Source organism: Bacillus sp. ISL-41 (assembly GCF_018613235.1).
In the GTDB taxonomy this organism is placed as follows: domain Bacteria; phylum Bacillota; class Bacilli; order Bacillales; family Cytobacillaceae; genus Mesobacillus.
The window spans coordinates 21,470-40,916 of sequence record NZ_JAGGQP010000011.1; the positions used below are offsets into that span (position 1 = coordinate 21,470).

19 protein-coding genes and 1 pseudogene are annotated in these 19,447 nt (G+C 35.1%); 18 read left to right on the top strand and 2 right to left on the bottom strand.

The genetic code is table 11. From position 1 onward, the window contains the following. Positions 1–545: 545 nt before the first annotated feature. The 13 genes and pseudogenes from J7I80_RS05235 to J7I80_RS05295 all read left to right on the top strand — a co-directional run bounded on the left by J7I80_RS05235 (position 546) and on the right by J7I80_RS05295 (position 12,950). Positions 546–1,469: a phospholipase D family protein gene (locus J7I80_RS05235; RefSeq protein WP_214736327.1), complete on the top strand. Its 924-nt coding sequence runs from the start codon at positions 546–548 to the stop codon at positions 1,467–1,469. Positions 1,470–1,541: 72 nt separating this feature from the next. After that, positions 1,542–2,318 (top strand): hypothetical protein, encoded by a 777-nt coding sequence (locus J7I80_RS05240; RefSeq protein WP_214736328.1) that lies wholly within the window; start codon positions 1,542–1,544, stop codon positions 2,316–2,318. A gap of 50 nt (positions 2,319–2,368) precedes the next feature. Continuing rightward, positions 2,369–3,601: an HNH endonuclease gene (locus J7I80_RS05245; protein WP_214736329.1), complete on the top strand. Its 1,233-nt coding sequence runs from the start codon at positions 2,369–2,371 to the stop codon at positions 3,599–3,601. Positions 3,602–4,118: 517 nt separating this feature from the next. Then, positions 4,119–4,790 carry a hypothetical protein gene (locus tag J7I80_RS05250; RefSeq protein ID WP_214736330.1) on the top strand — a complete coding sequence of 224 codons (672 nt, stop codon included), beginning with the start codon at positions 4,119–4,121 and terminating at the stop codon, positions 4,788–4,790. Beyond that, entirely contained in the window at positions 4,790–6,778 is a 1,989-nt protein-coding gene (locus tag J7I80_RS05255) for an AAA family ATPase (protein ID WP_214736331.1), read from the top strand. Before J7I80_RS05250 ends, J7I80_RS05255 begins: the two co-directional genes overlap by 1 nt. 24 nt (positions 6,779–6,802) lie before the next feature. Continuing rightward, a complete protein-coding gene (locus tag J7I80_RS05260) occupies positions 6,803–8,623 on the top strand; it encodes a hypothetical protein (protein WP_214736332.1) in 1,821 nt (606 codons plus the stop codon). A 482-nt stretch (positions 8,624–9,105) separates the two neighbouring features. Then, a complete protein-coding gene (locus J7I80_RS05265) occupies positions 9,106–10,083 on the top strand; it encodes a hypothetical protein (protein ID WP_214736333.1) in 978 nt (325 codons plus the stop codon). Positions 10,084–10,264: 181 nt separating this feature from the next. Then, positions 10,265–10,711, top strand: a pseudogene (locus J7I80_RS05270) (lysine 2,3-aminomutase); the annotation flags it as partial. Beyond that, positions 10,711–10,992, top strand: coding sequence for a YokU family protein (locus tag J7I80_RS05275; protein ID WP_214736334.1), 282 nt, complete (start codon positions 10,711–10,713; stop codon positions 10,990–10,992). The pseudogene J7I80_RS05270 and the gene J7I80_RS05275, both read left to right, overlap by 1 nt. A 131-nt stretch (positions 10,993–11,123) precedes the next feature. Then, positions 11,124–11,315 carry a hypothetical protein gene (locus J7I80_RS05280; RefSeq protein ID WP_023627685.1) on the top strand — a complete coding sequence of 64 codons (192 nt, stop codon included), beginning with the start codon at positions 11,124–11,126 and terminating at the stop codon, positions 11,313–11,315. Between the two features lie 107 nt (positions 11,316–11,422). After that, a complete protein-coding gene (locus tag J7I80_RS05285) occupies positions 11,423–11,602 on the top strand; it encodes a hypothetical protein (RefSeq protein ID WP_214736335.1) in 180 nt (59 codons plus the stop codon). 231 nt (positions 11,603–11,833) lie between these two features. Next, complete coding sequence (locus J7I80_RS05290; protein WP_214736336.1) at positions 11,834–12,055, top strand: YozE family protein; 222 nt, start codon at positions 11,834–11,836, stop codon at positions 12,053–12,055. Between the two features lie 196 nt (positions 12,056–12,251). Beyond that, on the top strand, positions 12,252–12,950 hold the full coding sequence (locus J7I80_RS05295; RefSeq protein WP_214736337.1) for a hypothetical protein: 699 nt from the start codon (positions 12,252–12,254) through the stop codon (positions 12,948–12,950). On the opposite strand, the gene J7I80_RS05300 is transcribed toward J7I80_RS05295, so the two are convergent. Next, on the bottom strand, positions 12,947–13,117 hold the full coding sequence (locus J7I80_RS05300) for a hypothetical protein (RefSeq protein WP_214736338.1): 171 nt from the start codon (positions 13,115–13,117) through the stop codon (positions 12,947–12,949). The genes J7I80_RS05295 and J7I80_RS05300 overlap by 4 nt on opposite strands. A 136-nt stretch (positions 13,118–13,253) precedes the next feature. Between J7I80_RS05300 and J7I80_RS05305 the strand changes: the two genes are divergently transcribed. Further along, positions 13,254–13,427, top strand: coding sequence for a YozD family protein (locus J7I80_RS05305; RefSeq protein WP_144479852.1), 174 nt, complete (start codon positions 13,254–13,256; stop codon positions 13,425–13,427). 145 nt (positions 13,428–13,572) lie between these two features. Beyond that, positions 13,573–14,343 (top strand): sporulation protein, encoded by a 771-nt coding sequence (locus J7I80_RS05310; RefSeq protein ID WP_214736339.1) that lies wholly within the window; start codon positions 13,573–13,575, stop codon positions 14,341–14,343. Positions 14,344–14,387: 44 nt separating this feature from the next. Here J7I80_RS05310 and J7I80_RS23455 read toward each other — a convergent pair whose 3' ends face one another. Then, positions 14,388–14,519 carry a hypothetical protein gene (locus J7I80_RS23455; RefSeq protein WP_285289116.1) on the bottom strand — a complete coding sequence of 44 codons (132 nt, stop codon included), beginning with the start codon at positions 14,517–14,519 and terminating at the stop codon, positions 14,388–14,390. A gap of 181 nt (positions 14,520–14,700) precedes the next feature. Between J7I80_RS23455 and deoD the strand changes: the two genes are divergently transcribed. From deoD to J7I80_RS05325, 3 genes are all read left to right on the top strand, one after another. Beyond that, the gene (gene deoD / locus J7I80_RS05315) at positions 14,701–15,405 is read left to right on the top strand and encodes a purine-nucleoside phosphorylase (protein WP_144479849.1); all 705 of its coding nucleotides are present in this window, start codon (positions 14,701–14,703) and stop codon (positions 15,403–15,405) included. A gap of 559 nt (positions 15,406–15,964) precedes the next feature. Next, entirely contained in the window at positions 15,965–16,813 is an 849-nt protein-coding gene (locus J7I80_RS05320) for a M15 family metallopeptidase (RefSeq protein WP_214736340.1), read from the top strand. 211 nt (positions 16,814–17,024) lie between these two features. Then, complete coding sequence (locus J7I80_RS05325; protein WP_214736399.1) at positions 17,025–19,421, top strand: heavy metal translocating P-type ATPase; 2,397 nt, start codon at positions 17,025–17,027, stop codon at positions 19,419–19,421. The last annotated feature ends 26 nt before the right edge of the window (positions 19,422–19,447 follow it).

Sequence of the window (19,447 nt, forward strand, 5' to 3'; positions counted from 1 at the left end):
ACAATTGCCTTACCAATTCATACATGCAACCTGGATGTTGAGTTAATCCCTGTTATTTTTTAACTCAAGAAGTAATTCATCTGATCCTTCTCTCTGTCCTCTAACATCCCAATATGTTGAGATGAAATATTGAACATCTCGGTAAGTGGGTTTGAGATAGCTCATATTTCTTTCTCTGTTCTTAATTTTTTTCCTAGCTCTAAATGAACCCTTTTGTATTGACTTGGATCGGTTTTTTAGGTTTGAGTTTTTTTCCTTGTTTGAAAGTTACATTCCTTCGCTCATATAAATAACCCTCCTTCCTTTAATCTTCATTTATGTCCAATTACTTTCAGATTTAAACAAAGGTTTTGAAAAGCTATTTCTCAATCACTAAAAGATGATTTTTGTTCACTTATAATGGAAAGGAGGATGTTATTGAAGTAATAATATTATTATTGAATCCAACTCCCTTTTTTACTTAAAGGGAGTTTTTTGTTATTTTCGACAAAATCAGACACTAACCATTATTTACCTACTTTATAATTGGAAAAGGGGGATCTCTTTTGACACAGTTTTTTGGAGATAATTTTATGTCTCAACTGAAAAAAGATATTAAATCATGTAAAAAGTCATTTACTATAATTTCACCATACATAACAAAAGCAGCAGTCTACGAAATAATAAAGGAACTACCTAAAAAAGAAATCAAGCTTATGATTGTAACCCGTCCACCTGGTCCTGAATATGTAGATGGTTCAATTTGTATAGATGCTCTGCAAGAGTTGAAAAATAAAGGCTCTATTATACTAATGCTTCGTAATCTTCATGCAAAGCTTTATGTGATTGATGAAAAGATACTATATATAGGTTCAGCTAACTTTACAGCACAAGGCTTAGTTATAAAGGGTCATGGGAATGTAGAAGAGATGATTAAGGTTTCGATATCAAAAGAGGATTTAATTTATTTAAACCAAAGGTATATCAACCAGCAGCCACACTTAGAACTTACCGACGAATTACTGATGACAGTAAAGCGAGGAAGGGAGTCTTTTAAAAGTAAATCATTGGAAATTGTAACAGAAATATATAAGTGGTCTCAAAAACATCTACTCCCAAATATGGAATGTTTTCCGTCTATCTTTTCAAGATATCAATCTACAAAACGTTATCCTGATAACTTTCAGTTTGAATTAAGTAAAACGAAAGGATCGGAAATTATAGCAAACAAACTAGGAGTTCTATTTAAACTTGGCGGGACGAGTGACATGCCGGATGCAACCTTAATTGTTCCATTTATAGAAGTTGAAAAGCTGTTAAAAAGAAAATTCATGAACTTAAAGTCAAACTCTTGGATGTTCCGGATTACCTTTATTGAGGGTAAGCCTTACTTTCGAATTACAAATCAAAGGAATAAGGTAGAGGAACGGATTGAATTGAGGAAGTTTGAGTTGGAAGGAAAGCTAAAGAGTAATAGGATAATCATGTAGTTTTAAACAGATACAAAATTGAAAGAGTAAACCTACCCAATATTTCTTTAAAGAAGAGAGCTGAGTACAACATTGAATTCAAATGAAAATATGGTTAACCATCTGACGACCCTTCGTGAATCAATTACTGCAGCCCTGGAAATTGAGAATCTTGATTATTATAGAATGTTATTGGAACGGTCCGGGACTAGTATTAAAAGTGCAGAGGTTTTAATAAATAATAATCTATCTCTAGATGTACCTGTACTATTACGTGTTGTATTTGAACATATTAGTAGAATTTATTTATCAAAAAAATATGGAGACGAAATTTTTAAAGGTCGTGATTCAGCTTTTCAAATGATGGGGATTGGCCCGTCACTAAAAAAAATATATGAGGATTTTGGTGATGAATTTAAGGTTATTTATGAAATATTATCATCTTTTGCTCATCCGGACATGATGGGGTTATTAATGAACCGAAATAATAAAAAGGATATGATCATGGAAAGCTTAATTGGTCTTATCATCCCATCTATTAAGAAAGTATTATCTGAGTCATATGTTGATATAAATATCGATAGCCTAAATCTGGCTAATGAAGTCCTTCAAAATTTATTATTTTTAATTCCAAAAATGAATGATCACATTGAAGCTTCAGATTGGCAAAAACAAATGCTTGTTATGAAAGAACATCCTTTTGGACAGGCTCCTTTCAGAAGAGTAGAAATGAATAAAGAAGTTGAAAAACTTACTACTATAGCGTTAAAAAATCCAGAAGAAGCTAAGCACATATTTAATAGCATGCTTCAAGATTTAGAACAAACTATATACCAAGAAACTAGTAGACGGATGAAAAACAAAGCGTGAATTAAGCATAGAAAATACCAATAAAGCTAGAAAGGAAGAAGGGGTATTAAATGCCAAAATTTAAAGGGAATGCAAATGCAGATAAACTTTTTGAATTTCTTTTATCGAGAGTAAGAGGAAATGTTAAAGAGTATACCATCGCTGAAATTGGAGCACTTATTCCTATGCAGGATACTGGAATCCTTAAATATGAATCATACAATTATGCAATGACAAGTATGTTCAGTGGTCAAAAAGAAAGAGATTATTTTGTTTTTAATAACCCCAGATTAAAGAATGAATTTACATACTTAGCTAATGATGCTACTCGAAATAATCGTGCCTGGAAACAGCTTTACGGTAAAGAAAAAGTACGGATTAATCCAGTTTATTTGCAGGATTCTTTCCCGTATTCAATTTTACACTCTATACGTATTTTACCTATGTCCGATAGAGATCCAGAATTTACTGGGAAGACTATCGAAAATATTCAAGAGTGGTTTAGAGATGAATTACCCTATAGAAATTATAACTTTAAAACTGGAATGAATGCTGAACGTGGAACTTTAGTTTTATTTCAATATAAAGCTCATATAATAGCTTCAGCCATCTTAGACCAAAAGATCATTTATGAAAAGCCAATAGAGGGTGGGTATAAAGGATATTATAACTTCATTCCGTCTTCTATTGCTTTATTTAATCCGTTAGATTTTTCGGATATGACGATGGTATGGAGTGGGTTTATTGGTTTTAAAAACTCTCAACAAAATTTGGCTATTAGCGTTTATCCTGAATTAATGAGTTTATTGCTAGATAAGAACATTGCATTCTCAATAGATAAAGATAGTGAAGATTTATACCAAGATGCCATCGAAAGAATTGTTCTTGATTATGATTCTTTAGATATTGAGGATAAACCATCTGACCCTATAAAAGTCACTACCAGCGGCGGGAAACAACTTTGGTCACGAAGTAACGTTATTCCAAAGAAGGCTATTATGTCAGCCGACTATAAATGTGAATTAGATGATACTCATATGTATTTCACTTCGAAAACTACTAGGGAAAATTATGTGGAAGCTCATCATTTAATCCCTATGGAATTTCAAGATCTATTTGAGAAAAGCTTGGATGTGGAGGCAAATATCATTTCATTATGTCCAGTTTGTCATAAAAAAGTTCATCATGCGACATTTGATGCAAAAAAGTTGATTCTTGAAAATATGTATAAGAAAAGGAAGGATAGACTGAAGAAGTGTGAGATTGATACTTCTTTGGAAGAATTGTTTTCTTTTTATAATTAAACCAATAATACATTTTTGAACTTGGTAATGGGAAAGTAGCTAAAATCCAAGTGAAGATTTTATTAACTTTTGCTTCTATTTTTTTTTGTTATTTTCAGTCATAAAATGTTTTTGCTCTAATTTATTTTTGAACAGTTTGACAAACGATTTAAGACATTTTATTAACATATATCCCCTCTGAAGATAATCCTATTTTAACAATCCTTTCCAAAATGATATCGATATATAATAATGATTATGGGTTATTGGATATTGGTTCCAGGTTGAAGTAATTAGAGGTATTTTCCAATTTATGTCGAAGTATGTATAAACTTGATCTGTAATAATTGAACTAACTAAAACGAAAATCTAGAAGGCAATAAGAACCAACGTAAAAAAAATTTGCTACTATTCGTTAATATACATAATCAGAAAAAGCAACTTATATAACCAATTATTTTAATTTATAGTAGAGAATAAGAGAAATATAGGTTTTATTGGAAAATAAATAATTGATTTATTTTATGGGGTGAATTTTTTGGAGCCTGTTTTAAATTCTTACCGAAGTAGATTGAGAATATTATTGATACTGTATTATTTCTCTGATGAAATTGAAGATAAGGAAAAAGAAAAAAATAGCTTTAAGAAGAAATTTAAAAGTGAAGTCAGAATACAAAAAATTGACTTTTTAATAAGGTATCCTGATTATTTAGCGGCTGAACTACTTTGGTTAATCGAATCAGGCGAAATCACAAGTGAAATAAAAAAGAACGAAATAAAAAGTACTATAAAACAAATGTTTCGGGACAATGAACCAGAAATTAAAAGAGAAGACATGTTACGTTATTTTTTCGGAGCCTATGAAGATATTGATGATATAATTGCTTTTTTGGTTTCGGTTGGTTTTATTGAATATACAAGTAAACGAAGTAGCATTGGAAGGGTATATGAAAAAGCATACTATTTAACAGATTTAGCTTGTAAGAAAATAGAAAATGAGATTTTAACAGGTCTTGAGAAAGTAACTTGGTACCAAAAACGGTGTGAATTAATAAAAAAGTATTTTGGTAGTCTTTCAGGTTCAGAATTAAAATTTAGACAATATGAGCATAAAGAATATAAGGGTACCCCTTTAAATGAATACATAAATGGGATTCAATTTGAAGTAGTAGAAAAATTTCGCAATATCTTTAACGAGGAGTTAATATAATGGATTGGGAGAAATTTATTAATAGTGTTTTTGAGTGTAGCAAAGGCGTAATGGGCTTTGAGGATATAAGAAGTTTACTAGATATTTCTAAACATGAACATGATAATCCTCATACACAAGGGAAAATGCTTATTATTAATAGACTAAAATTTACTGGTTCAAAAAATAATGGCGATAGAATTGATTTCGATAAAAAGTTCTATACAGGCGTTAATGTAGTTTTTGCTGACAATAATAAAGGAAAGTCCTCTATATTCAAAATAATAAAGTTTGCCTTAACAGGAGATAAATCGTCTATTAAAAAAGATGTTTATGGATGGTTGAAAAAAGTAATATTAGAATTTCAATTAAATAACACCACCTTCACAATTTACATTGATTTAACTAACCCTAGAGTCAAGAGTGGGCTATATAAAAGTACAATAGATGCATTGAAAATTTGTGAAGACGGTAAGGTGAAAATTGAGAAAATATTAGTCAATTTCGAAGAAAATACAGAACAAAATTTCAAAGATAAAATGCAAGAATTCTTCTTTGAGCAATTTTCTTATTATAATTTATTTTGGACTAGTAGTAATAAACAGAGTCTCGAATTACAAGATAATAGTACGAGCTGGAAAACCTATTATAAATCAATTTATTTGGAATCAAAAGACTACAATGTATTATTTTTAACAACAGACTTTGGATCCCAAAATAAAAAGATACTAGAAATGATTCTAGGTCTTAAATATACAGCCCTTATTAATTCTTGGAAGATACAGTTAGATTATCTAAAACACGAATCTAATAAAAAAGATTTATTTAAAGATGAAATGTTAGGTATAAATGAAGAAGACAAAATGGAACTACAAAAAGAATTGGAAGATTTACAATTTAGGATTGAGCAAGTAAAGATTCAGCAAAAGCAAAGGTTTAATAAATCAACTGGGATAGATATTTATAAAGAAAATGCTGAAAAGTTATTTTCAATAGAACAAAACTTTATAAAGACAGATGATGAGTTGAATGAATTAAATAGTGGAAAAACAAAATTAGAAAAGCAGGTAGCAAGGTTAGAAGAAGAATTAGACTTTGGTTATTATTTTAGTAACCTTGATATTAAGAGATGTCCTAGATGCGAACATGAAATAAATCAACGAAAAATAAATAAAGAAAAAGAAAGTCATACGTGTTTCTTATGTGACGATGAATTAGACTCTAGTTCTGAGAATGATAAAGAGATTCTAATGGAGAAAATTGAAGAACAAAAAAGACATCTTATAAATATAAATGCTGGAATAGATAAATTGAAGTCGCGAATTTCTGAAATATTAACTGAGAAAAAGGAAACCACCATACTATTAGAAGAAAACGAGAAAAATATTAACTCATGGGATATAGAAGGTGAAGGAATTTCTGAATTAGCGGATTTAGTTGAGAAAAAAATCGAGTTAGAAATTAAAATGAAAAAGCGTGATTATAATTCATCAGATCAGCAGCAAAAAATTGAGCATAAAAAAGATGTGGTAAACTGTGCAATCAATTTATTAAATGATTTAAGATATAGGGAAAGTATAGTTATTTTAAATAGCTTTGAAGAGCTAATATTGGAACAAATAAATAAATATGGTTTAAAAAATATAGAATCAGTAAAAGTAAGAGATGATATGGAAATTATTTTTTACCAAAACTCTGTGGAAAATAAATTTAGTGATTTAAATGAAGGGGAACAATTAAGAGCTAAACTTGCAGTGGTTATCAGCTTAATACTATTAGATGTTAAATATAGTGTTGGTAGACATCCAAGATTGTTGATAATCGATTCACCTGGTAAAGAAGAAGTAATAAGTAGGGATTTGATAGGTCTAGCCAGTATTTTTAAAGAAATTAACAAAGAATACGAAGCAAACTTACAAATAATTATTGGTACTGCTCTAGATGAATTAAAGTCGGCATCAATTAAAGAAAAAGTACTTTCTAAAGGTAAAGGGGAGGTATTATTTTAATATTGATTGTGAGTGATGATTTTTATGACAATTAACTATGAGGATTTTTTAAATAAGACTATATGTGAAAAATATATTTTTTTAGAAGACTGTATACAAAATATTTCTGATTTAAAACAACTTGATGAAAGAGATATAAAAAATTTTTTTAGACAAATCATCCAGAATGAAAATGAGCTTTATTTAAGGAAACTTAGTATTGAAATTCTGTCTTTTCTTACTGCAGTAAATAAGGTGAGAAGGATTTCTACTATAGATATTCTCTTAGATATCAAGGAAAATGATGCACCACAAATAATTGTATCGTCTTTAAAGTATCTTTTTTCTTTTTATAACTACAGCGACGATGATATAGACATTGTAAAAAAATTAGTAGAATTAAAAGATTCGGATGATGGTGAGGTATCTTCAGAAGCCTATTATAGATTAGGATTAATTTCATTATTTGAAAATTTTAATAAAGTCGATAATTTATCATTTTTTAAGCAACTAGAAGAAAGTCAAAAATATTTTAAAACTGCTGCTTCGTTAGTAGAAAATAGAACTGATGCAGAATATTTTTCTGAAGTAACGAAATATTTAATTTCTATCTTGTCAGGGGAAAAAGAAGAAATAACAATAAGTCTAGAAAAGATACTAAGCTTGTCTTTTATTCGAAGAATGTATACATACAACAATAAAGTAATTCAATTAGAAAATAAAATTCAATACGTTTTAACTAATGTTTACAGGATATTTCATATATCTTCTAATCATGAAAATTGGTTAGACTACGTTAATGAGTTCACTAAATTAGCTCAGTATTATTCAGAGTTTTTGAACATATCACTTTCTAGTGGTAGTCAGGCTAAATTAATAGAAAATTTCAAAGGAAATATTAGTTCTAATATTTTTGAAGATCTCTATATAAGAAACTTTTCTTTTTATAAGGCAAAAATAATCAATATCCAAAACAAATTTCCTGAAGATAAAGTGTTGTGTGAATTTCTAGACATTGTTAAATGTAAAATTGATAGTAAAGAAAAAAAAAAGGACAAGAACTCTACTCTATTAGAAATATCTTTGCGCATTAAAGACTTCTTACCTGAAGTAGATGCAGATGTTCTAGCTTCTAAAGTAAACAATCTTACAGATCCCAATGATGTTAGGGAGATATTAACAATTATAAAACCATTCATAGAACAAAGACATGAACAAGATTATGATGTATTAACAGGTGACACCACCGGTGAAGAAATGTTTCTCGAAGTTATTTCATATATTAATAAATCCCTTCCAGAATATAGTCCTAAGAAATTAAGTGTTTTTAAACGAATTTTAGAAGAGACGATTAGATATTTAATGCTCACAATCAAATCTAAGAGAACGGAAGACTTTAATTTGTTTTATGCAGAAAAGCATGGTGGTAAAGGAAGTAAAGTTACAGAACGAGAATTTCAAGATAATATGTATAAGCATTTTCAGTATAGTAATATTGCATACGGTGCTGAAGAAGAAATAAACAACTTCACCGATGGAGGGAGAATTGACATAGTTTTTAACATGAAAAATTTCACCTTCCCAATTGAATTAAAAAAGACAACCAAACCTATAACAAAAGATTCTATTAGAGAAAAATATTTAGAACAAATACATTCTTATGTCTATGCATATGATCAACTAGGGATATTTGTTGTTTTAGACTTGAATGAAAAAACTAAACCTATAAATGGAGTTAGGGAGCTAGTTTATGTGGATCATTTAGAACCACTATATAAATTAGATAATAAGTATCCTGACTATATTGTAGTAATGATTATACCAGGTAATAAGCCATTACCCAGTGACAAATCAACTTATGGCTAAACTTAAGAGATTAATTACTCTTGATCGATATAAATGGGGAACTATATTTTATATTTCTACCTTTAAGTAGTGAATAAATTGGTATTATTAAAGAGGTCTATCATAAATTATTGATTGTACTGAACACCGATATGGAGTGTAGATAGATTAAATTTTTATATTTTATATAATTATCATCATGTCTAATTGATACTGCAAATTGAGGTATTATAAAATCTTGATTTGCAGTTTTTAGTTAAAATAGTCCCATCTTTCGATTGCGATGCACAAGGTGGAGCAGGAAGATTGCGTTGCAGCCGATTTACTCAATTACCTAGAATGAAGATAAAGTAGCCTTACGAAAAATTAAGGGTATCCTCACTTCTTATCCAAAGCCTCAAAAATTGATTTAGATTAAGGAACAATTAAAACAGAATGAACTTTTGAAGTTTTAGCTTGGTTAATAAGGGTTTTTTTAATATTTCTATTTCTGGAGGGTAAAGATGCAAGGTGAATTAAAAGTATTTCATGACACATTTCAAAAATCTTCAATTTCTGACTTTAGAAAATTTATTAAACCATTTAATAAAATGGGTGTTACAAAGTGGATGATCTATAGTGACTATTGCCTTGACGATGAAAATAAACTATATAATGCTGCTACTTTCACTATTCTTCCATACATTGATGATATTGATGTTTTAAAAAAGTTGATAAAAGAATGGGCACCAAAAGATCTAAAAAGAACTTCCAATGTAGATGAGCGATTTTGTGCATTTCTGAAATCTGGATATTTATTTAATATTTCAATTGTATTTGAAAAGGGTAAAAATCACTTTTTTGGACGTTCTTCAAAAGAGCAGAATATTCTAGCCTTAGATAAAATTATCGAACAATTTAATCTATGGATAGAAACGACACCGAGCAATGAGACTTATTTCAACACTGTAATTAGAAAGATAAAGAAATTAAAACAAGAAATGGAAAGAAAAACATTCAGTTTAAAGCTCTTCCAAAATATTACTATGGTTCAAGCGATTGTTTCCTATCTAATGCTTACTATAAGCAAGGAGTCAACTATAAAGCCAGAAATAATAGGTTGGTTTTCAGATAGGGATAATTTAATAACAGCTTTCGATGGAATATTATATGATTTAATTTATATGAATTACCATAATATGTGCGAAATGGAGAAAATGAGTGATAAAGAAAGTGTTAAAATCGCAGTAGCGGAACCTGATTTAAAAGTAAAATCGTTATGGTACGATGAGATGATAAGAATGTCAGACTATCTTTCAGGAGCTCTAGCAGGAAGAAACTTCATAAATCCTCAAAAGGATAAGTATGATGAACTTTTCGAAAGGGCAATAGTTGAAAATCCTTATTTAGCTATTTTGTCCTTCAATGTAATTGGGGAAAAGAACAATATTGGAAGATTAAATTTTAAAAAAGTTCTATCTAGGAAAAATGAGGAGATTTAACAAATACTACTTATCCCTTATTGTTTTGCTCAATAGGTTATTCATTTACTTTAGGAGAGTGAATAAACGTGTTCTGAAAATTACATAATTATCATTATGTCAATTAAAAACTGGAAATTAAGATCATAATTGATCTTAATTTCCAGTTTTTATCATTTTTATAGTACTTACAATAAAAAACGCCGTCCCAACCTTCGTAGTCGATGCGCCTGGTGGCGGCGGGAAAATTTCCTTGCAGCCAAATTACCTGATTTCCCAAAGCCCTGAAAAAGTTGTCCTCCGCAATTTTGAAGGTGTAATCACCTCTTACCCAGAGCCTGAAAATTATGTTCCAGGCAAAGCGGAAGGATACTTCAAACAAGTGTATCCTGACTATGAAAAGAAAAAATCGAATACTGGTATCGCAGCAATCATGAACGACAGTGAATTCAACCTGATTCCAGAAGGTCTTGGAAGGCTCGACCGCAGGGAAAAGTATGAGGAAGACCCTGCACATGCTTCTTTGAAGGATAAGCGTGAAAAACGTGATGAGCTGAAGGAAAAGAAATTCCTGGCACAGCAGAATAAATCGTCAGCTGAAGCGGTTGAGGGCCAGGGAGCTATTCCTTCGACTAAGGGGGTTGACTGATGGCAAAGTGCGAGTGGTGCTGCAGTGAAAAAACGAAATCTGTAACAGACAAAGTCTATTGGGAACTCCCGGACGGTACAAAAGCAATTCAAATCAATGAAACTCCTGCCATCCATTGTCTCGATTGTAAGATGACCTACCAGACAGAGTTGATCATAAAGGAAATCGAAGACCAATTATTTTTAATCGATACGAAAAAACTCGGCAAAGTGATTACCTTTGAAGGATTGATGGCACAGCCAAGATTGCTGAAGCGGAATTACTTTGATTTTTCATCTTGAAGTCCAAGTGTGACAAAAATAACCTGAGTCGGGAAGCTGTTCACAAAAGTTTCACACTTCCTTTTTATCCAGTTACTCCCTCCTCTTTATAATAGAGTGGGGAGTATTTAATTTTGAAATGGGGAGAGAAAATGTCTATCGCTTTATCCATCATGCTGGTAGCGGCAATGGTTGTCCTATTCTTTTGCGGATATTATGTAAGGCTGATCATTGAGAAATTCGGAATGAACTGGCTTCATGCCGTGCCAATCACCGTCGCGATTTTAATGTTCAATATCATATGGGCATTGCTGGAGATGGCCAAATCAGCCAGATGGCAATAAGAAAAGTGCAAGCGCCTTGATCAGCCCCGAAATGCGGTGCCCGCCTTATAACGCCACGTACTGTGGCTGGCGGGTCTAGCACATCCTGTGCCTCGGAGGGCCTGACGGTGAAGTCGTTCTTTGACTTCATTGGCAGTACCCAAATCGAAAAGTATAGCCGACTGATCAGAAACGCAGAAACTGGAGACTCCGACAAAGAAGCGCTTTTTGCTTCTGCCTGCGGAGTTGAAGTTTCGGAGTTTCTAGGAGGCGACACTAGCCTGCAGTTTCGAGCTGCTCAAAGCTAACTCTTCTCGGAAGATACTCGAGGAAGCATATTCTTGGATGAAAACTGGCTAGGCGCTGGAGCTAGACACTAATCTGAGTGTAATAAGTTTATACTTTCTTATAAAGTTGAAAAACAGAGCACCTTACCTAATCGAAAGGTGCTCTGTTTTTTTGCATTAAAGTGGACGTGCCCTTAACAAATCCGTTATAGTATGGACAAACTAATTTTATCAATAGGCAGGCGTTCATATATGTATAAAAGCTTTTACCACTTTCTCATGAAGTATCGCTCCACCAAACCGAAGGATCCGATCAGCAGGTTCGCGAATTCAGCGTACGATGATCTCTCATTCCCAAAAAACTCGGAGGATTATAATGAAATCAGTTCCTATTTGGAAATGAATGGTCAATATCCGGAAAGTATGACTGTGTTTGACGAAGCCTGGGATGAATATTTAATTGCAGAAAGTTAAAGGCTCTTGCGGCTATCCGCAGGAGCTTTTTTATATACTAGGAAGTTGGAGTAAAGCGTTCATAAGGCTGATTAAATTTGGTTTTAACAAATGATAAAAGCTTCTTCCATCCACCATCTAGGCGTAGCGATTTTCAGAAAAATGCATATACTGTTGTAATCACAATTCACGACTCATCGTTGAGAGGATGGAGGAAATGGAAAAACGGAAGAAACCTAAGTTTAACATCGGTGATACAGTCGTGATCACTATTTATGGGACTGTGGGGAAAGTGACAGATGTAAAATGGCTTGACGGCCTTCATGTATATGAGATAAATAAGAGCGAGGGCTTGTATTTGGAAACAAGTTTGCAGATGCTCTCTGAGTACGATGGGAAACTGCTTGAAAAGGAGCAAATCGACATCGAGTACAAATATTTTTTTGGGGACCTGGTTCAGGTAAAAGGTTATGGTTCAGACCTATTTAAGGTTGTGGGATTTCGAACTGAAATCTGGAGATACAAAGAAGATGCCTGGGAGGATGTCATATATGAACTTTCCAGGATCAAAGATGGTGAATGGCTTGAAGCCGGGGAAGAAGAACTGACACTTGTAGCGGATTCGGACAGTGCTGATACATTTATCCAGAAGCTGGGGCTTCTGTTTTCTGCCAATAAAGAAGTAAAGCCATCAGTCAACCTCGAGAAAAAGTCTCATCAGCCGCGAGCAGGTGAAAAAGAAGAGCTGAGGAAAACCAATCAAAAGAGGATGACGATCGATAACCTGCTTGATATTTATAATGATTACCGGATTTTATATAAGTGGTTCCAGGATGATGAATACGCCCATGTCATGAGAGTAATTCTTCGTAAACTGTCAATGCTCGTTAACAATGATGGAAAAAGCCATGTTTAAAATAGCCCTGCAAATTCAAGCAGCACATAAACAAAAAAAGGAATTCCTGCCCACAAAAGAAATTTAAACAAGAAATTTACGAGATTGCCAAACAACTTAATAATCATACTATCTTCTTTGTTCACATCCTCTACAAATGTTGCCGCAAGATTACCAAGTCTCTCCATACCCGATCACTCCTATTTTGATTTATTCCATTCTATGCTTGTCCAAAAGCAATAGAACAATTTTCAGAAAATTGATTGAGCTTGGCATTAAACATGGGTTTTTCACATACATTTGGAATAAAGGGGGGCGGAATCTGTGAAAGAGATTGAGGTTATTATCGATACAGAGGAGATTGCTGAATTTTTCTTTCATGAACTTGTAAAAAGGGGATACGTTCCCACAGAGGAAGAACTTGAAGAGATGGCAGACATCACATTTGAATATCTGATCGAAAAATGCATCATCGATGAGGAAGAAGATATAGACTAATTAGATAAACTTGGTTATGGGCAGATTCTGATGAATCTGCCTTTTTATATTTGGTTAAAAAAACATTTTTTTATTGAAACTCTCTCTGTTTATAATCGTATACATTTATAAGAAAGAAAAATGTGAAATCAGGGAGGCAAGGGATATGTCATTTTTAAATAAGGTTTTTGCCAGCGTCGGCATTGGAGCAGCTAAAGTCGATACGAAGCTGGAGAAGGACCGGGTAATGCCTGGGGAAGAAGTACGTGGAATTGTAGAAATTCGCGGTGGAAACACGGAGCAGAACATCGATGAAATCTATTTGAGTTTACATACAACCTATATAAAAGAAGCGGATGACAAAAAGTATACCGCCACAGCCCAAATCGACCGATTCAAGCTGACGCAGTCATTCATAATCAAAGAGAATGAAACAAAGGAAATTCCTTTCTCTTTCAGGCTTCCATTGGAGATGCCATTATCGATGGGCAGGACAAAGGTTTGGGTGTCGACTGGGCTTGATATCAAAAATGCAGTGGATCCAAGCGATAAAGATTTTCTGACGGTAGTGCCAAATCAGGTAATGCATGGCTTATTTAACGCTGTTAGCGACCTTGGCTTCCGTTTGAGGGAAGCTGAGTGTGAACAAGCGCCAAGACATCTCCGCAGAAACCTGCCATTTGTCCAGGAGTTTGAATTTGTGCCCTCATCAGGTCCATTTAGAGGACGGTTGGATGAATTAGAAGTAATTTTCTATCCAGTCAGCGAGAACGAAGTTGAGGTCTTGATGCAAGTTGACCGCAGGGCGAGAGGGCTTGGAGGCTTCTTGTCAGAAGCCATGGGGATGGATGAAACATATGTAAGAATGAATATCCATGCTTCCGACCTTCCGTCTTTGAAGCAGAAAATACAGAACACGATCGAGGGTTATTGCTAATAAGCAGGTAAAGACGATGAAGCAAATGCTTCATCGTCTTTTTGTTATCCTTGTTTCTTTCTTCCTGTTGCTGAAAATTCTTTGCCGTGAGCTTCCTGTTCAGCAACAATTGCTTCAGGAGGAATATGATTGTTTTTCTTTGGTGAATTGATTCGGTTGCGGTGTTTCTTGCCCATTGCTTCATCACCTTCTCTTTCGGTTTTTATATAACTGGTGAAGAGGATTTTTTCTTTCAGCTTTGGTAAAGCTATTTTTAGCTTGCCCGTATACAAAATTGTCATGAAACTGAAGATTTTCCTGCCTAACTATATTGTGGTATAGTTTTGAGGTAGCAACCTATAGGATGGAGGATTTTGAATGAGTGTACATATTGGTGCTAAAGAAAATGAAATCGCAGAAACGGTATTACTCCCTGGAGACCCATTAAGGGCGAAATACATTGCGGAAACATTCCTTGAAGATGCGAAGTTATATAATGAAGTCAGAAATATGTTTGGCTACACAGGTACATACAAAGGTAAAAGAGTTTCTGTACAGGGGACAGGCATGGGAGTTCCGTCCATTTCAATTTATATTAATGAATTGATGAATAGCTATAATGTCCAAAACCTGATTCGCGTAGGTACATGCGGAGCAATCCAAAAGGATGTCAAAGTACGCGACGTAATTCTGGCTATGAGTTCTTCAACCGATTCACAAATGAATCGCCTTACTTTCGGCGGAGTGGATTTTGCTCCGACAGCAAACTTTGATTTATTGTACAAAGCGTATAATACAGGGCTTGAAAAAGGTTTGAACCTTAAAGTCGGCAACGTTTTCACTGCAGACCAGTTCTATAATGATAACGCTGAATTAGAAAAATGGGCACAGTACCAGATTCTTGCTGTTGAAATGGAAACAACAGCTCTTTACACCTTGGCTGCTAAATATGATCGCAAGGCCCTTTCAATCCTAACAGTCAGCGACCATATCCTGACGGGTGAAGAGACTACTTCAGAAGAGCGCCAAACAACATTCAACGACATGATCGAAGTTGCGCTCGAAGCAGCAATTAAAGAATAAAAATTGATGAAAACCCTTTCCCTTTTGGAGAGGGTTTTTTTGTGATGACTTTTCTGAAGAACGGAGTTAATTAGACATTTCTGGATTTGTTGTAGCCATAACGTTCTAACTTAATGGACATTTTGAACGGCAGTAGAAGCCAAAATGTCTAATAAATCTATTTAATGGACATTTCGAATGGCGGATAAAGCAGAAATGTCTAATAATCCCTATTTAATAGACATTTCGAATGAAAGATGAAGCCAAAATGTCTAATAAACCATGCTTAATGGACATTTCGAACGGCGGTTGAAGCCAAAATGTCTAATAAACCTAATTTAATGGACATTCCGAATGCCAATTTGAACCAATAATGTCTATAAAATTTGCATAATAGATATAACCAGTGCCATGGTTGAACTGTGTATCCAAACATTATCAGGTCTTGCAGAAGTTTGAACAATCCCTGAAGCAGGCATAATGAATAAAGGTGTTAATGGGAAAAAAGGCCATTCGAAAGTTTGCCGAAAAATGTTAGAATGGTGTTATTGCTTTAAAATGTTGAAGATTGGTGGACATAATGAAAAAAATATTGCTGATAATCGCATTGCCGATTTTTTTGACAGGATGCTCACAGGTAGAGCCGTATCTTGAAAAAATTCCTTATTTGGGGGATAAATTAGTTGGACAAGATGATCAGGATGACCAGCCATCTGAGGTTAACGAACCTGAACAAAATACGGAAAGCAACCCTCCTATAGAGGACAAGCCAGCAAAAGACGAATTGACACTCGAAGCTGCGTATTTCAATATAGTCCGGGATACGGATGGAAAGAACGTCATCCAGAATCCGCAGAATACTTTGGCGCTTGTCAATAAGATTTTTGGGTTGCCAGATCATTATATCCCAGTCGATTTGGTTCGACCAAATGTTCCCTTCTCTTTTGGTGATGCCAAGCTTGAAAAAAGCCTTATGAGGAAAGAAGCTGCAGCAGCTTTGGAAGAAATGTTTGCCGGCGCAAGGAAGGATGGTATTGAACTTGCTGCCGTTTCAGGGTACAGATCATATGGGCGCCAGGAAAACCTTTTTATTGCCGAGGTCAATAAGGTGGGAGAGGAAAAAGCCCTTCAGGCGGTTGCGAGACCCGGAAGCAGCGAACACCAGACAGGCTTGACAATGGATATTTCCAGCAAGACCAATAATTTTAATCTGAATGAACAATTCGGTACAACAAAAGAAGGAGTGTGGCTTGCCCACAACGCCCATGAATACGGGTTTATCCTCAGATACCCAAGGGGTAAAGAAGATTTAACAGGCTATATGTATGAACCATGGCATTTCAGGTATGTGGGAATCAAAGCCGCAACTGAGATGTATGAAAATGATTGGACACTTGAAGAGTATTTTGAAAATGTAAGGAAGATATAAAGGGGAAAGCCTGGCTTGTTTGCCAGGTTTTTTGTTTATCCTCTGCTGAACTTATATTAAACTATGGCATATGTGACATTTTTAACTGTTATATACACATTTAGGGGTAAAATAAAAAAAACACAAACTTTATTATTGATTAATATACTATACAGGGGTATAGTAATTAGTGAAGATGAAAGAAACATTTCGAATGAACGGGGTGTATACGATGAAAGAACAAATGACTGTCGACATAACAGGTATGACATGTGCCTCTTGTTCCACAAGGATTGAGAAGGTCCTTAATAAGATGGACGGCGTCGATGCAACTGTAAATCTGGCGATGGAAAATGCCTCAGTCACTTATGAATCAGAAAAAATTAAACCAGACGATATATTTAATAAAATCAACGACCTGGGGTACGGTGTCCGAAACGAAAAGATGGATTTGGATGTTTTCGGCATGACATGTGCAGCTTGTTCCACAAGGATTGAAAAGGTACTCAACAAGATGGACGGAATGAAAGCAGCAACCGTTAACCTTGCAACCGAATCAGCTTCAGTTGAGTTTAATGGTGCTGTTTTGTCAGCTGATAAAATTATCGCGAAGATCCAGGATCTGGGCTATGATGCAAAGGAAAAAGTCCAGAGGGAAGCGAAGGCCCAGCAAAAAGAAGAGGAAATCAATGCAAAGAAACGTAAGTTATTTATATCCATCCTTTTGTCACTTCCGCTTCTTTATACAATGATTGGCCACGCACCATGGGATACGGGACTGCCAATGCCTCATCTGTTGATGAATCCATGGTTCCAGCTATTATTGGCTACTCCGGTCCAATTCTGGATTGGCGGGCAATTTTATGTAGGAGCCTATAAATCACTAAAGAACAAGAGTGCGAATATGGATGTTCTGGTGGCACTAGGTACATCCGCTGCGTATTTTTATAGTCTTGCCGAAGCTATAAAAACAATTGGTAATCCAGATTATATGCCGCATTTATACTTTGAAACCAGTGCTGTCCTGATTACATTGATCCTTGTTGGGAAACTATTTGAGGCACTTGCAAAAGGACGCACGACTGAAGCGATTTCCAAGCTTCTAAGCCTGCAAGCTAAAGAAGCGACTGTTATCAGGGATGGCGAGGAGATTAAAATCCCGATTGAAGAAGTAAGAGTAAATGATACGATCGTCGTTAAACCAGGTGAGAAGATTCCTGTCGATGGCAAAGTTGTGTCCGGCCAGTCCGCTGTTGATGAAGCGATGATCACCGGGGAATCAATTCCGGTTGAAAAAGCAGCTGGCGATACTTTGATCGGTGCTACCATTAATAAAAATGGTACTTTGACGATGACTGCAACAAAGGTCGGTAAAGACACGGCTCTGGCAGGAATCATCAAGGTAGTCGAGGACGCGCAGGGAAGCAAAGCTCCAATCCAGCGTGTGGCAGATCAGATCTCCGGAATTTTTGTTCCGATTGTTGTCGCAATCGCAATCGTTACATTCCTTGTCTGGTACTTTGTCATCACACCTGGCGACTTTGCTTCAGCCCTTGAAACAGCCATTGCTGTGCTCGTAATTGCCTGCCCTTGTGCACTTGGTCTGGCAACTCCAACCTCCATCATGGTTGGAACGGGAAAAGGTGCTGAAAACGGAATTCTTTTTAAAGGCGGAGAGCACTTAGAAGCTACTCACAAAATTGATGCTATTGTTCTTGATAAAACGGGTACAATTACTAAAGGGAAACCTAGCGTAACCGATCTTGAAATTTTCGGGGACGAGGAGAAGGTCCTGAAATATTTAGTTTCTGCCGAAAAGGCTTCTGAGCATCCTCTTGCTGAAGCCATTGTGGAATACGGCAACACAAGAAATATAGAAGTATTACCAATGGATGAGTTCGCTGCAATACCAGGCCACGGAATTGTAGCAACCATCAGCGGTGAAAAAGTATTTGTTGGAACCAGAAAGCTGATGGGTAAAGAGGGTATCGAATTCGCTCTATTTGAAGAAAAGCTTGAGCGACTCGAGACTGAAGGCAAGACTGCGATGATGATAGCAATCAACAAAAAGGTGGCAGGAATTGTCGCTGTTGCCGATACAGTCAAAGAAACAGCGAAAACAGCGATTGAAGAACTCAAATCCATGGGTATAGAAGTGTATATGCTTACTGGTGACAATACGCGTACAGCTAAAGCAATTGCATCCCAGGTTGGAGTAGACAATGTAATTGCAGAAGTACTCCCTGAAGAAAAGGCGAACCATGTCAAAGAACTTCAGTTAAAAGGAAAAAAAGTGGCGATGGTAGGAGACGGCATCAATGATGCACCAGCTCTTGCGCTGGCTGATATCGGCATCGCCATCGGAACCGGGACGGATGTTGCTATCGAGGCTGCTGACGTCACCATTCTTGGCGGGGAATTGACTCTGATTCCTAAGGCAATCTCTTTAAGTAAAAAAACGATGCAAAACATCCGCCAAAACCTATTCTGGGCTCTTGCATACAACTCAGCGGGAATCCCGATTGCTGCCATGGGTCTCCTGGCTCCATGGGTGGCAGGTGCAGCAATGGCTTTCAGTTCAGTTTCAGTAGTGACTAATTCCCTTCGTTTGAAGCGGATTAAGTTATAAATTTTAATAAAAGAGAGGGAGATTTG